The 14,634-nt window shown below is 67.5% G+C and carries 11 protein-coding genes; 6 read left to right on the forward strand and 5 right to left on the reverse strand.

The features are described from left to right. Positions 1-31: 31 nt before the first annotated feature. Positions 32-1,150 (forward strand): glycoside hydrolase family 130 protein, encoded by a 1,119-nt coding sequence (locus tag AC07TU_RS04490; RefSeq protein WP_495186695.1) that lies wholly within the window; start codon positions 32-34, stop codon positions 1,148-1,150. On the opposite strand, the gene pelA is transcribed toward AC07TU_RS04490, so the two are convergent. From pelA to AC07TU_RS04515, 5 genes are read right to left on the reverse strand one after another with little or no spacing between them, the layout of a single operon-like run. After that, positions 1,147-2,418: a pectate lyase gene (gene pelA, locus AC07TU_RS04495; RefSeq protein ID WP_495186696.1), complete on the reverse strand. Its 1,272-nt coding sequence runs from the start codon at positions 2,416-2,418 to the stop codon at positions 1,147-1,149. The genes AC07TU_RS04490 and pelA overlap by 4 nt on opposite strands. A gap of 2 nt (positions 2,419-2,420) precedes the next feature. Beyond that, positions 2,421-3,614 carry a sialidase family protein gene (locus AC07TU_RS04500; protein WP_495186697.1) on the reverse strand — a complete coding sequence of 398 codons (1,194 nt, stop codon included), beginning with the start codon at positions 3,612-3,614 and terminating at the stop codon, positions 2,421-2,423. After that, positions 3,614-4,420 carry a rhamnogalacturonan acetylesterase gene (locus AC07TU_RS04505; protein WP_495186698.1) on the reverse strand — a complete coding sequence of 269 codons (807 nt, stop codon included), beginning with the start codon at positions 4,418-4,420 and terminating at the stop codon, positions 3,614-3,616. The genes AC07TU_RS04500 and AC07TU_RS04505 overlap by 1 nt, the downstream gene beginning before the upstream one ends. Next, a complete protein-coding gene (locus tag AC07TU_RS04510) occupies positions 4,417-5,478 on the reverse strand; it encodes a pectinesterase family protein (RefSeq protein ID WP_495186699.1) in 1,062 nt (353 codons plus the stop codon). Before AC07TU_RS04510 ends, AC07TU_RS04505 begins: the two co-directional genes overlap by 4 nt. Next, positions 5,475-7,727, reverse strand: coding sequence for a glycoside hydrolase family 95 protein (locus AC07TU_RS04515; protein ID WP_495186700.1), 2,253 nt, complete (start codon positions 7,725-7,727; stop codon positions 5,475-5,477). Before AC07TU_RS04515 ends, AC07TU_RS04510 begins: the two co-directional genes overlap by 4 nt. A 405-nt stretch (positions 7,728-8,132) precedes the next feature. Here AC07TU_RS04515 and AC07TU_RS04520 point away from each other — a divergent pair, with 405 nt between their 5' ends. From AC07TU_RS04520 to AC07TU_RS04540, 5 genes are all read left to right on the forward strand, one after another. Further along, complete coding sequence (locus tag AC07TU_RS04520; RefSeq protein WP_495186701.1) at positions 8,133-11,561, forward strand: TonB-dependent receptor domain-containing protein; 3,429 nt, start codon at positions 8,133-8,135, stop codon at positions 11,559-11,561. 110 nt (positions 11,562-11,671) lie between these two features. Further along, positions 11,672-12,250 carry a pyridoxamine 5'-phosphate oxidase gene (gene pdxH / locus AC07TU_RS04525; RefSeq protein ID WP_495186702.1) on the forward strand — a complete coding sequence of 193 codons (579 nt, stop codon included), beginning with the start codon at positions 11,672-11,674 and terminating at the stop codon, positions 12,248-12,250. Further along, positions 12,247-13,164: a cation diffusion facilitator family transporter gene (locus AC07TU_RS04530; protein ID WP_495186703.1), complete on the forward strand. Its 918-nt coding sequence runs from the start codon at positions 12,247-12,249 to the stop codon at positions 13,162-13,164. Before pdxH ends, AC07TU_RS04530 begins: the two co-directional genes overlap by 4 nt. Before the next feature lie 2 nt (positions 13,165-13,166). Next, positions 13,167-13,958 (forward strand): PhzF family phenazine biosynthesis protein, encoded by a 792-nt coding sequence (locus AC07TU_RS04535; RefSeq protein ID WP_495186704.1) that lies wholly within the window; start codon positions 13,167-13,169, stop codon positions 13,956-13,958. Further along, a complete protein-coding gene (locus AC07TU_RS04540) occupies positions 13,955-14,632 on the forward strand; it encodes a GNAT family N-acetyltransferase (protein ID WP_495186705.1) in 678 nt (225 codons plus the stop codon). Before AC07TU_RS04535 ends, AC07TU_RS04540 begins: the two co-directional genes overlap by 4 nt. Positions 14,633-14,634 lie beyond the last annotated feature (2 nt).

A 14,634-nucleotide genomic window follows, 5' to 3' on the forward strand; every position in this document is an offset into this window, starting at 1 on the left:
CAATGGAGCCACCGATGCCGGATGCCGCTGCATGACCCGATTTGAGATCGACCGGCTCGTCTTCGGCCCGGCTGATGTGGATCTGGCACGTTCGCCACTCGCCGGGCAGCTCGATGCCGAAACCTATGTGCTCGGCGCGTTCAACCCCGCGCTGATGCGGCTGCCCAATGGCAATCTGCTGATGATGGTACGCATCGCCGAGGCGCTGCGCGAGCCGGTCCGCGACGGGCATGTCCATGCGATCCGCTGGCAGGACGGGCGCTATGTCCTCGATGCCTGGCCGCTCGAACTTGCCGACACGGCTGATCCGCGGAAATTCATGCTGCATGGCGGGGGCTGGAAGATCATGGCGCTGACCTCCCTCTCCTGGTTGCTGCCGGTGGAGCTGTCGGCGGACGGGCTGGAGGTGGTTGCAGTCCATTATGACCGGGCGATCGCGCCACAGCACAATGTGCAATGCTACGGCGTCGAGGATGCGCGGATCAGCCGGGTCGGGGACGAATGGCTGATGACGACCTGTTCGGTCAGCCCGGAGCGCCATTCGACCACCCTCTACGCTTCGGACAACGGCACCGACTGGCGGTTCGAGGGGGTGGTGCTCGATCACCAGAACAAGGACATGCTGATCTTCGAGGGCAAGCCCGGTGGGCAATATTGGGCGCAGACGCGGCCGCTGGGCGACCTGTATTTCGCCTATCCGCCCGGCAGCGAATGGCGCGCAGGGCCGTCGATCAACCTCGCCACCTCGCCCGACGGGCGGCACTGGAAGCCGCATCTCGACCCCGGCATCCGTCCGCATGCGGGGACGGTGGCGACCGCGCGGATCGGTGGCGGGACGCCGCCGGTCCTGACCGACATGGGCTGGCTGACCCTGTGGCACGGGGTCGAGCCCCAGGAAGTGGTCGGCATCTACCGCACCTATTGGTCGCTGCTCGACCGCGACGATCCCTCGATCACCCTGCGTACCGGCGATGCACCGCTGCTTGAAGCCAGTCCCGAACTCACCGCGCCGCTCGCCGATCGCATGTACATCCACGACGTGGTGTTCACGACCGGCATTGCGGGTGCGGGCGATCACTATGTCGTCGCGTCGGGCGAGGCGGACCTGGCGTGCCGGATCACGCATATCCCCAAGGCCGTGTTCGCCTAGGGCGCCCTCGCCGACCATTTCCGGTACATGGCGATCGCCTTGGCCGGGCCGGTGCCCACCCAGCTATAGCCATCGCGCCGTTCGGGGATGAGCTGGTTGACGTCGCTCAGGATGCGGCGGTCGCGATCGCCATAGATCGGCGTCTGCGTGTCGAGGCTGTAGAAGCGCGACCAGAGCGGTCCGGCGCCCGGCATGGCGATCAAACGGCGGCCGGGCTTGGGCGTCCAGCCGATGTCGCGCAGCGCATGCGCTTCGAGCCAGGCGATGCCGTCGCGCACTGCCGCCTCGACCGCGGACGATCGACCGGGCTGCTTCATCAGGAAGATCAGCAGATCGGCGCTTTCCTCACTCGCGAGCGACCTGGGCTCGAAATTGCGCGCGCCGGTCGGGGCGAGGGTGAGCGCATCATGCTGCTGGCCCCAGATGGTGCGCTTGCCGCCGATCACGACCTGGCTGCGCAGGATCGCGTCGCGCGCCTTGTCCGCGGCGTCAGCCGCTTCCTTCGCCAGTCCGGCCGGGACAAAGGCGAAATCGCCCTTGCGCGCGCCGGTATCGAGCATCAGTTGCGCCGCGCGCGACACGGCGTCGTCGTTGAAGGTCACCGCATCATGATAGCCGCCCTGCAGCGGATAGATCTGCGGCCACCCGCCATTGGGATATTGCGCGGAGAGAACATAGCGCAGCCCCTTGAGCACGGCAGCGCGATACGCCTCGCCTTCCTTGCCCGGCAGCGCCGCCTGAACCCGGGCGAGGAAACGGATTTCCGCAACCGTCGCATTGTTGTCCAGCGTGCCGACATAGCGCCAGCCCTTGTCGAGCGAGACGATGTCGTCTGCAGCCTGGGGCGGGAGGGTCTCGGCGATGACGAAGCTCTGCCCGCGCAGTCGCGGCGGTGCGTCGCGATCCTGGTTCTTGCCCCAGCCGCCCGCGGGGGTCTGGAAGCTCACCACGCTGACGGCGATGCGGCGCGCCTCGGCACCGGCATACCAGGCGGCAGGCCTGTCCATCGGCATCCCGCCGCCGCCCGAGGGGCCGTTGGGCGGCGGGGGCGGGACGGTCGCGAGTCCCTTGCGCTCGGCGAGCAGCGCCGCCTTGTCCGCCGCCATCAGCGCGGATGAGCGCGCGAGATAGGCTTCCCACGCCGCACGCTCGGCGGCGGGCAGCGTGGCGACGCGTGCGCCGGTGAGCGGTTCGGCCGGGGTCATCTGCCCGATCACGTCCGCCGAGGCGGGAACGGCCAGCACCAACGCAATCGCAAGCAGACGCATCCTCATCTCTCCTTGGGGTCAGCGGGGCAGCGCGGAAGCGGAGCGCCGGAGTTGGGGGCGAGCGACGCGAGCGGAATGCGCGTCAGCTGCGCATCCTCCTTGTTCGCGGCGTACCCGACATAGAGATGCCCGTTCCAGATCACGCTCTTGGGGTAGGAATAGCCGGGGCGCTTGAAGGTGCCCTGTGCACGGAGCGGCTGAAGGTCGCCCCTGCCGCGCAGCAGGAAAGCGCGGTCGAAGCAGCGCCCGTCGCCGCTCAGCGTAATGGCAAGCGGGATGCGGATGCGGTCCGCATTGGGGGCATTGACGAGAAAGGCGGTGCCGTCGGGCAAATTCCCCGCGCTTTGCTTGGCGCGCGAGTCCGGCATATCGGTGAGCACGGGGCGCGACCAGTTCTCGCCGCGGTCACAGCTTTCCGAGCCGATCTGCCGGAAGCTTTCGGCATGGTCGCGGAACACCATCACCGCGCAACGCCCGCGCAGGAACAGGCTCGGCTCGATCTCGCGGCTGAACTTGCCCGCATCGGGTCCGTCGAGCGGCAAATTCTCCATCCGCCCGCGCACCCAGCCCGATATGCCGAGCGGATCGTCGGTGAAGAAGGGCGCGACGATCAGCCCGGGCCGGGTATGAAAGGCGGTGACGATCCGCCCGTCCGGCAGTCGATGCGGGTCCTGCTCGATCACCCCCTCGACCGGCTTGCCGTCGCGGCCCATGACCCGGCGCGGCGCGCTCCAGCGCTCGCCGTCGGTGCTGGTCATATAGTCGGTGTAGCCGCCCGCCTTGGACTGAAAGCCGGTCGGCCAGACGTTGATATAGGCGACCAGCGTCTTGCCGTCGGTCCACCAGCCGCCGTTCGAGTGCATGACGCCGCCGCTGCCCGGCCCGCGCAATTTGCGGGGCGCACTCCATTTCAGGCCGTCGCGGCTGACGGCATAGGGCACCCAGGTGTCGGCGCTATCCTCGTGCAGCGCCGAGCTTTGCCACTGGGCGTAGAGCCGACCCTTGAAGCCGATCAGCACCACGCCGTTGGAGAAGCGGTCGCCGCTCTCGCCAGGAGCGTAGATGGTCGCGGTCTCGAGACCCCTGGGCGGCTCGAGGCCGAGATCGACCTTGGCGGAATCGAACACCCCCGGCGCGACCGCATAGGGGGGCGTATTGGCGGCGGCGGAGAGGCCGAGCAGGAGCGCGAGCAGCATCACGGGATCAGCAGATGCCGCATCTCGGGGACCGCCTTCGCCAGCTCGGCGGTCACCATCGTCGCGAAATAGTCCGCGCCTTCGCGGCCAAGGTGCGTGCGGTCGAACGACAGTTTCGCGCGCGCCATCGGCTGGTCCTGCACTTCGGTAGCGTGCGGTGCATCCTGACCTGTCGGCGCCGATCCCTTGGGAAGCTGGGCGAAGCGGTCTGCGGCATCCTCGCCCATCGCCTGCACTGCGGCGGCGCTTCTCGCGTTGAGATCGACCAAGGCGACCTTCTTCTGCGCGGCGACACGGCGGATGGCTTCCGCCCAGGGCTCGAGGTCGTTCTGCAGTCTGCCGTCCTTGAAGCTGCGCCGGGTGAGCGGTGTCAACAGCACCGGGATCGCGCCGGCCGCGCGCACCTCATCGACATAGCGTGCGAAGTTGGCCGGGAATTCGGTGGCGAGATCGGTCGAGCGGCCGGGCTTGCCGGGCTGGTCGTTGTGACCGAACTGGATCAGCACCCAGGTCGCCTTGTAGCCGGGCGTGCGTGCCTCGGCGAGCGCGAGGTCCCATGATCCCTCGGCGCGATAGCTGCCCGAGCTGCGCCCGCCGCGCGCAAGGTTCACGCAGGCGGCGAAGGAGGTGACATGGAGGCCGCAGAAGCTCGGTCCCCAGCCGCCGACCACCGCGGTGGTGGAATCGCCGACCAGGACGATCTTGTACGGGGTGATCTTGCGCGGGGCTTCGGCGGGAGTGGGCGGTGTCTGTGCGGCGGCTGCGAGCGGCAGCAGCGCGGCGATCAGGGCAGATGAGCGGATCATGGCCTCTCCATTTCCTGTGCAGGTCGCCAGTCGCCGAACGCCTGTTCGCGACTGAACCACCGCAGATGCGCGCTGTCGAGCATCTTTCTGGTAGCGCTAGCATTGCCGGCACCGGGGCCGGTGCTGGCATGTTCGAACAGCCGGGCTTCGGCGGGCGTGAGCTGGCGGGCGACGCCGTCCGGATCCTTGTATCCCATCCAGGTCCAGCCATCGCGGCGGATATGCGCGTCCATCCAGCAGGCGTCGTAGAGCGCCGCGCCGGTCAGGCGCATGTTCCCGCCCGCGCGCCAGGGCCGGCCCAGATACACGCTGTCGTCGGGCAGCCCGGCTTCGCGCGTCAGGCGGCAGTTGCGGAAGATCAGGCCTGCGGGAAGCTCAACCGGCGTGCTCGGTGCGGCGACGAAGCCCTGCACCGGTGCGCCGGGCACGAAGCGCGACCGGATCTCGCACCCCTCGAACAAGGCCGTCGCGCCGCCGAAGATGAAATCGACATTGCCGCTGATCGCGCAACCGGTGAACCAGGCGCGGCAGCCCTCCTGCACGTAGAGCGTGTCTTGCCAGCCCTCGATCGCGCAGTTGCGGACGATCGCGCGGTCGGCGCCGCGGGCGATCGAAAGCGCCACCGCCTGCGCGCCGTCGACGGCGCGGGTGCGGGCGTTGTCGAGATAGTCGAAGCTGTTGCGGATGGTGAGGTTGGAGAGGGTGACGCCGGGCGCCGTGACGGTCAGCGTCGCCGATCCGCCGGTGCCCCATTTGCGGCCCTGCGGATCGACAAGGCCCGCGGCGGCGCCGAAGCTCAGGATCGTCGAAGGGCCGGTGCCCGAGAGTTGGAGGCCGGGAATGTCGAGCCTGAGCTTCTCTTCATAGACACCCGGTTCGACGCGCACCTGCGCCGGCCGGCCCAGCATGCGCGCGCGCTCGAACGCCGCGGCGAGCGTGGGAAGAGTGCCCGGGCGGCCCGACCTGCTCACCACGAATGTCGCGCGCGATGCAGCGTGCACGCCGGGGGCAACAGCGAGCACGGTGGCTCCAGTGATCAGCGTGCGGCGATCGATCATGCGAACTGCTCCGGACGCAGCGTGACCACGCGGCCGGGGGCGACGCGTATGGTGCGCCGTTTGCCGTGCAGGATCACGGTGCGGTTGCCTGCGATCCGTCCGGCGATGCGTGCGTGCTCCAGTCTGCCGTTGCGCCAGGAGAGATCGACCGTGCAACCGCCGCGGGTGCGCAGGCCGCGCACCGATCCGGCGGGCCATGCGGGCGGCAGGGCGGGGAGCAGCTCGATCGTCTCCCCGTGGTTCTGGACCAGCATCTCGACCATCCCCGCTGTGCCGCCGAAATTGCCGTCGATCTGGAAGGGCGGGTGCGCGTCGAAGAGGTTGGGATAGGTACGCGCGGGGCCGAGCAGGAAGCGCAGGATCTTGTGGGCGCGCGCACCGTCGCGCAGCCGCGTCCACAGATTGATCCGCCACGCCGTCGCCCAGCCGGTCGCCTCGTCGCCGCGGATTTCGAGCGTGCGCCTCGCTGCCGCGGCGAGTGCGGGGGTGCGATCGACATCGATCAGCCGGCTGGGGTGAAGGCCGTAGAGGTGGGAGACATGGCGGTGGTTGAGTTCGGCCGAGCTGCCGTCCCAGTCATAGGGCCATTCCTGAAGCTGGCCTTCCTTGCCCACCTTCATCGGCAACAGCCGTGCCCGGGCGGCGGCGACCTGGCGGGTCGTATCGTCCTCCTTGCCGAGGACGCGCGCCGCCGCGAGCGTCTGGTCGAACAGGTCCGACAGGATCTGCATGTCCATCGTCGGTCCGTGGATCAGCGATGAGCCGCGGCCGTGTCCCAGTTCGGGCGAGAGCGAGGGGTTGGTGACGAGGTGTCCGGTCTCGGGATCGGTCTGAAGCGTGTCGAGGAAGAAGAGCGAGGCGCCGTGGAGGATGGGGTAGATGCGCGTGAGGAACGCCGGGTCAGGGTTGTATTCGTAATGCTCCCACAGATGCGTGCACAGCCACGCCCCGCCGGTCGGCCACAGCCCGAACTTGGCGCCGTCGATCGGTGCGGTGGCGCGCCACAGATCGGTATTGTGGTGGGTGACCCAGCCGCGCGCGCCATACATGTCGCGCGCCATCTTCGCGCCGGTCTGCGCGATCTCGCCGACCATCCGGATCAGCGGCTCGACGCATTCGGGCAGCGCCGTCGGCTGGGCCGGCCAATAGTTCATCTGCGTATTGATGTTGATCGTGTATTTGCCGCCCCAGGGCGGGCTGGGCTTGTCGTTCCAGATGCCCTGCAGGTTGGCGGGCTGGCTTCCGGGACGCGAGCAGGCGATCAGCAGATAACGGCCATATTGGAAGTAGAGCGCGGCGAGGGCGGGGTCGTCCGCCGTCTCCGACTGGCGCACACGTTGATCGGTGGGGAGCGCGGCGGCGGGCGTGGTGCCAAGATCGATGGTGACGCGGCGGAACAGGCGGCGATGCTCGGCGGTCGCGTCCGCGGCGATCCGCGTGAAGGGCTTGCGCGACGCCGCGGCGATCTGGGCGCGGGTGATTGCGACGGGGTCGCCGGATACATCGTCATAGCGGCGATAGCTGGTCGCCATCGCGATCAGCAGCGTGACTTCGTCGGCGCCGTCGATCGCCAGACTGTCGCCCGCACCGGTGACACGTCCTCCGCGGGGGATCGCCCTGAGCCGTGCCTCGAAGCGCAGCGCGCCGGGGATCGCGAAATGATCGTTGTTGCGGCCGGACAGGATCAGGCTGTCGCCACCCTCCACTGCTACCTGCCAGCGCTTGAGCGGACAGGTGAAGCGCAGCTTGGCGGAGATCGCGGCGGGGCGGTCCGCGGTGAGGTGCACGGCGATCACCTGGTCAATGGGCGATGCGATCACGCGGCGGCGGTATGTCACGCCATTGGTGGTGAAGCGCGTCTCCGTCATGGCGCTGTCGATGTCGAGCGCACGGCGATAGCCGGTCGCTTTGGTGACACCCGGCATCTCGATCATGAGGCTGCCGACGGTCTGATACGCCGCCTGCCGCAACGGCGTCGCCATGACATTGGCGTTGGCGAAGGCTTCGGCCTCGGCATATTTCCCGTCGAAGATCAGCTTGCGCAATTCGGCCATGCTGGCTCGGGCGCGCGGGTTTGCAGGATCATAGGGCCCGCCTGCCCAGAGCGTATCCTCGTTGAGCTGGAGCTGCTCGGTCGTGGTCCCGCCATAGACCATCGCGCCGATCCGGCCGTTGCCGACCGGAAGGGCTTCCACCCACTCGCTTGCAGGCGCGGGATACCAGAGTTCGTGCGGATTGGGTGCAGTCATCCGGGCGTATGACACCGGTAACACAGGCAGCAACGGCGTCGCCGCCAGCGCGGAACCCCCTTGAATCAGGTGACGGCGCGATACGCCGCGGGGTTTCGACTCGCTGCTCAAACAGCCTCTCCCTTTGTTCGGCCCGCTGATTCGCCAGTGATGACGATTTCAATCAAACCATTGTTTTATATGCAATTATCAGCGGATTCTTGAGATATTGCGCTTATGACACCGGTGGACTAAGGTAACGCTAACATACGGCGCAGTCCACAATCGAAAACGGGGCGCGGCGGATGTTGGGAGGAGAGGATCGGGCGGCGAAGGCAGGGCGCAGCAGTCCTTGGGACTGAAGACAGCCATGCCGCGACGCCGGGATACGGCTCTCTCCTCCGGGCCACGAACGAGGAGGGGATTATGATCGACATCAACCGTCAGGCGCGGTGTGCGCTGGGCAGCGGAATTTCCCGCGGCGCGCTGGTGATCGCGGCGGTGCTGGCCGCAGCGCCGGCATTCGCGCAGACCACGTCCGCCGCACCGCCCGCCGAGGACCCGGAGACCGAGGAGGTTCTGGTCCAGGGCTATCGTGCCTCGCTGCGCAGCGCGATCAACGAGAAGCGGACTGCGACGGTCCAGATCGATGCGATCAATGCCGAGGATATCGCCGATTTCCCGGATACCAACCTTGCCGAATCGCTCCAGCGCCTGCCGGGCGTGTCGATCGATCGCGACAATGGCGAGGGCCGCTCGATCACCGTTCGCGGCCTGGGCGGCGACTTCAACCGCACCCGCCTGAACGGGCTGGAAGCGCTGTCGACCGCCGGGTCGAACGATGCCGGCACCAGCCCCAACCGCAGCCGCAGCTTCGACTACAACACCTTCGCTTCGGAGCTGTTCAGCTCATTGAAGGTGCAGAAGACCCCGTCGGCGGAGACCGACGAAGGATCGCTCGGCGCGACCATCGATCTCCAGACCGGGCGCCCGTTCGACTATAAGGGCAACAAGTTCGCGCTGTCGGCCGAGGGCAGCTATCAGGAGAACAGCAAGAAGTGGAACCCGCGCCTCGCGGGCCTCGCCTCGACGCGCTTCCTCGACGACACCATGGGCCTGCTGCTCTCGGTGGCATGGAGCAGGTCGAAGAACGAGCTCGACCAGTATCGCCGGTCGCCGGGCGCATCCGACTATGTCTATCGCGGCACGCAATGGGCAGGGAACGAGAACCCGCAGCGCGCCGGTTTCGCTGCGCCCACCGGCACGAGCTTCGGCACCCAGGTGACCAATCCCGATGCGATCGCGGCGCTGACCGGGTCGGACCCTGCGGCCTATGCCAAGCTCTATCCCGGCGGCGCGTTCAACACGCCCGGCCGCTTCGACGACTCGCTGGTGCGGATCCCGGCGCTGGCGGCGGTCGAGCAGCAGGATGTCGAGAATGAACGGATCGGCGTGACGCTCGCCTATCAGTGGCAGATCGGCGACCGCACCCGCCTCAGCCTCGACGGCGCCTATTCGAAGTTCGAGAACACCAGCACCTATAATCAGGTCTCGTCGGTCGGCCTCAACCGCAACAACACCAACGCGACCTACAATACCGCGACCAACACGATCACGCCCGCTGCTGCGCGCGCGCTCTATCCGGGTCTGTGCGTTCCCGGCGGGCCCTCGGCGCTGACGCCCGAGCAGGATTGCGGTCAGGCGCTCTACGGCACCACGCCGGCCTTCGCGACCGCGGTCAATGCATCCGGCGTCGTCGTCCCGTCGATTCTGGGTACCGCGGCCGTGGTGCCAGGCGGGACCAGCCCGGGAACGGCGAATATCTTCAGCACCAACCCGTTCAACCTCGACCCGTATGACTATTACAACAACCCCAATTCGGTGGGCTACATCCCGAGCAGCAACCGTCTCGCCTTCCGCGGCGCATTGATCGGCCGGCCGGCGGTCGAGGTGCTCGACGCCAACGTCACCAACGGGCTTGCCGACTATCTCGTGCTGCGCAACGTCGACTTCCGCTCGGCGGCGGATCAGAGCCGCTACACGACCCAGTTCAAGCAGGGATCGTTCGATCTCACCCATGAATTCTCGGACCGGTTCAAGGCGCAGCTGATCGCCGGCGCGTCCGAATCGACCAACTTCACCCAGGGACTGCTGGTCGAGTTCAACCGCATGGATAGCCCGGGCCGCTTCGTCTATGACGAGCGCGGCGGCGGCAAGATGCCGGTTATCGACTTCGGCTTCGACGCGGCCAATCCGGCGAACTGGGAGGTGGTGAAGGGCTTCTCGGCGATCCGCCACTATCAGCGCTTCGTCAAGAACACCTACAAGCAGGCCAAGGTCGATTTCGACTGGCAGGTGAATGAGGAACTCAACCTCGGCTTCGGCGCCAACTACCGCAAGTTCGGCTTCGAGACCGAGCTGTGGGAACGCAACAACGACCTGCTCAACCCGACGCTCAAGGAAGCGGGCGTCAGCACGTCGAGCGTGTCGCGGGTCATCAATTTCGGCCAGGGCCTGAACGTACCCGGCGGGACGATGACCAGCTTCCTCGTCCCGAGCATTTCGGGCTTCCAGCAGCTGTTCGACTTCACCTGCAACTGCATCAACAAATGGGGCGACTGGCGCCTGACCAACAAGCGCAATGGCGGGCGCGAGAATTTCGCGGTGACCGAGGAGGATCTGGGCTTCTACTTCCAGTTCGACTGGAACACCGAGCTGTTCGGACGCCCGTTCCGCGGCAATGCCGGCACCCGCGTGGCGGTCACCGATGTGACGTCGAACGGAACGACCCCGGCGGGCCGCGGGCTTACCGGAACCAACCGCTACACCGATTATCTGCCCTCGATGAACCTGGTCTACGAGCCGATCGACAATCTGCTGGTGCGCTTCGGCGCGTCGAAGGTGATGGCGCGCCCGCTGCTCGGCAACCTGTCACCCTCGATCACCGCGATCTCGGTGCCCAATACCGGCGCGACCAGCGGTGCGACGCTGACCATCGGCAATCCCGAGCTGGCGCCCTTCCGCTCGACCAACCTCGACGCCAGCATCGAATGGTATTTCGCGCCGGGCGGGCTGCTGTCGATCGCGGGCTTCCAGAAGCAGATCGAGAGCTTCCCTCAGACCGTGCTCTATTCGGCGTCTCTGTCGCAATTCGCCGATGCGGAGACGATCGCGGCGATCCGCGCGCAGTTCACCAATGCCGCGCAGCTCGCCTATCTCGACGGCGGCTACGACTTCGTCGCGCGCCAGTATCGCGATGCGCCGGGCGGTTGGCTGCGCGGGTTCGAGGTAAGCTTCCAGATGGACTTCACCTTCCTGCCGGGCTTCCTCAAGAATTTCGGCGCACAGGTGAACTACACGCACATCGCGTCGGAGCTGAACTATATCCTCGACCCCGGCACGCGATCGGCGGCGAACCCCGGCGGCACGCCGCCGGTCACGGGCAAGGGGCCGTTCCTCGGCGTATCGCCTGATGCGATCAACGCGACGCTCTATTTCGAGACCAAGAAGTTCCGCGCGCGCGTTTCGGTCGCACATCGCAAGGGCTATTCGACCACCTATCCGATCGCGGCGGGTGCGTGCAGCCCGGGCCTGACCAACAGCCCGGCGACGCCCGCCGATGCGGGCACCGAATGCAACGGCCCGCTGATCAACGATTTCGTCTACAGCCGGTCGACGACCAACGTCGACGCTTCGGCCAGCTACAAGATCACCCCCTGGGCTTCGCTTACGGTGGAAGGGCTCAACCTCACCAACCAGCCGAGCGAGCGCTACGCCTATCAGGGTCAGGAAGCCGTGACCCAATATGCCAGCTCGGGCCGCATCTATCGCGCGGGCGTTCGGTTCAGCTTCTAGGCGCTAGGCCACCTTCCGCCCCGGGGCCTCCTCTCAGGCGGAGCGCCGGCACGGGCTTCGGCCCGGCCGGCGCCTTTTTATATGCGGCGTGAACGGCTATGGCGCCGCCTATGACGACCGATCCCTTTGCCCTGTTCGATCAATGGTATGCCGAGGCGCGGACGACCGAGCCGAACGATTCGAACGCCATGGCGCTGGCGACGGTGGATGCCGCGGGACAGCCTTCGGTACGGATGGTGCTGCTCAAGGGGCATGGTCCCGACGGTTTCGTCTTCTATACCAACCGTGAGAGCCGCAAGGCCGGCGAGCTGGGGGCGGTGCCCAAGGCGGCGTTGCTGTTCCACTGGAAGTCGCTGCGGCGGCAGATCCGCATCGAGGGGCCGGTCAGCCTGGCGAGCGACGCCGAATCCGATGCCTATTTCGCCAGCCGCAGCCGCGATTCCCAGCTCGGCGCCTGGGCGAGCGACCAGTCGCGCCCGCTGCCCGACCGCGCGACCTTTGAAGCGCGCTACGAGGAAATGCGCGAGCGGTTCGACGGGCAGGACGTGCCGCGCCCGCCGCATTGGGGCGGCTATCGCGTGACGCCGCAGCGCATCGAATTCTGGCAGGACCGCGAACACCGGCTGCACGAGCGCCGCGTCTTCACCCGCACGGCCGACGGCTGGAGCGAAGGGCTGCTCTACCCGTGAGCAATCTTGCCCGCCGCGCCGCGATCGCCAGCGTCTGCGCGGCGGTGCTGCTCGGCGCGCTCAAGGCCTGGGCGGCGTGGCGCACCGGATCGGTAGCGATGCTCGCCAGCCTTGCCGACAGCTTGCTCGATCTGGTCGCGTCGCTGGTGACGCTCGCGGGGGTGCATATCGCCGCACAGCCTGCGGACGCCGAACACCGCTTCGGCCATGGCAAGGCGGAGGCGCTGGCGGCTTTGTTCCAGGTCGCGCTGATCTCGGTATCGGCCTGCCTGATCGCGGTGCGCGCGGTGCAGCGGCTGAGCTCGGGCGATGTCGCGGCGGATGCGGAATCGGGGATCGCGGTGTCGGTCGCGGCGATCGTCGTGACCTTGCTGCTCACCGCCTATCAACGCCGCGCGATCGCTGCGACCGGATCGGTCGCGATCAAGACCGACCGGCTGCACTATCAGTCGGACCTGTTCCTCAATGCCGCCGTGATCGTCGCGCTGGTGTCCGATCAGTATCTTGCCTTCACCGGTGCCGATCCGCTGTTCGGCATCGCCATCGCTGCCTGGTTGCTCTGGGGGGCCTGGCACGGCGCGAGCGAGGCGATCGGGCAATTGATGGACCGCGAATGGCCCGATGACCGGCGCCGTGCCTTTGTTGAGGTCGCGGCGCGCGAGCCGGGGCTGGAAAGCCTGCACGATCTGCGCACACGCACCAGCGGCTCGCAGGATTTCGCGCAGTTCCATATCGCCCTGCCCGGCACCACGTCGGTCGCCGACGCGCATGCGCTGGTCGAAAAGCTCGAGGCCCGGCTTGAAGCGGCGTTCCCGGGCACCGAAATCCTGATCCATGTCGATCCGGCGGGGCATGTCGATCATCCCGGCAACACCCTGCGGGAGGCCGACGAGATCGAACAGTTGAAAGAGTAACGATGCAGCTTCCCTTCGCCCAGATCGACGCCTTTGCCGACCGTCCCTTCACCGGCAATCAGGCGGGGGTGATGCCGCTCGATACCTGGCTGGACGATGAGGTGCTGCAGGCAATCGCCGAGGAGAACAACCTCGCCGAAACCGCCTTCATCGTGCGCGATACGAGCGGCGAGGCCGACTGGGAACTGCGCTGGTTCACGCCGGCGGTCGAGATCGCCCTGTGCGGTCACGCGACGCTGGCGAGCGGCCATTATCTGCTGACGCGCGATCCTGCGCTGGAACAGGTGCGGTTTCGTACCCGCAAGGCAGGGATCCTCACGGTGACGCGCGAAGGGGACGGCTATGCGCTGGCGCTGCCCGCCTATCCGCCCGAACCTGCCGAAATCCCCGGCCTGCTCGAAGCGCTGGGCGTATCGCACGGCACGGTGCTGCATCACCCCAGGGGCTATGATCTGACCGTGCTTGAGAGCGCCGAGGCGGTGCGCGCGCTTGCGCCCGATTTCCGCGCGCTCGCTGCGCTGGGTGATACGCTCAACATCGTCACCGCGCCGGGCGACGGGACCGATGTCATCAGCCGGGTCTTTGCGCCCGCTGCGGGGATCGACGAGGATCCGGTGACCGGCTCGGCACACAGCGTCCTGGTCCCCTATTGGGCCGAACGGCTGGCGCGCAACCGGTTCACTGCGTTCCAGGCGAGCAAGCGCGGCGGCTATCTCGACTGCGAGGCGGCGGGCGATGAAGCGATCCTGCGCGGTACCTGCGTCACGGTGATCGAGGGGGTGTTCACGCTGTGAGCCATCCGCTCGATCGTCCCGTCTGGACGGCGCTGAGCGGGCGACAAGCGCAGTTCGCCGCCGGCGGCTCCCTGGCGCTGCGCTATCGCCCGGAAATCAACATTCTCGCAGCGGCGGCCGATGACACGACCGAGGCATTGGCCGCGCTTGCCGCGCTGGTCCCGCCGGGCGGGAAGATCGCGACGGTCGAGGGGGCGGAGACCATGGTTCCGCCGGGTCTGACGGTGGTGAAGCGGGCGATGCTCGCGCAGATGGCGCTGGAGCGCCCGGCCCCGGCGGAGCCGGTGGACTATCTCGACCTTGGCGATGCCGATGCGCCCGAGATGCTCGCGCTCGCGACCCTGACCGAGCCCGGCCCGTTCGTGGAGGCGACGCACCGGCTTGGCGAATTCATCGGCATACGCGTCGACGGGCAGCTGGTGGCGATGTCGGGCGAGCGGATGCGCGCGCCGGGCCTGACCGAGGTCAGCGCGGTCTGCACCCATCCTGACTGGCGTGGCCGGGGTCTTGCCGGCAAGCTGATGCGCGTCGTGATGGATCGCATCGTCGCGCGCGGCGAGACGCCGTTCCTGCACAGCTATGCCAGCAATGCGGGCGCGATCGCGCTCTACGAGAAACTGGGCTTCCGCGTGCGGCGAGAGGTGATCGCGACCTTCCTCGAACGGCCGGCCTGAAG

The organism is Sphingomonas sp. GW821-FHT03E12 (genome assembly GCF_059420685.1).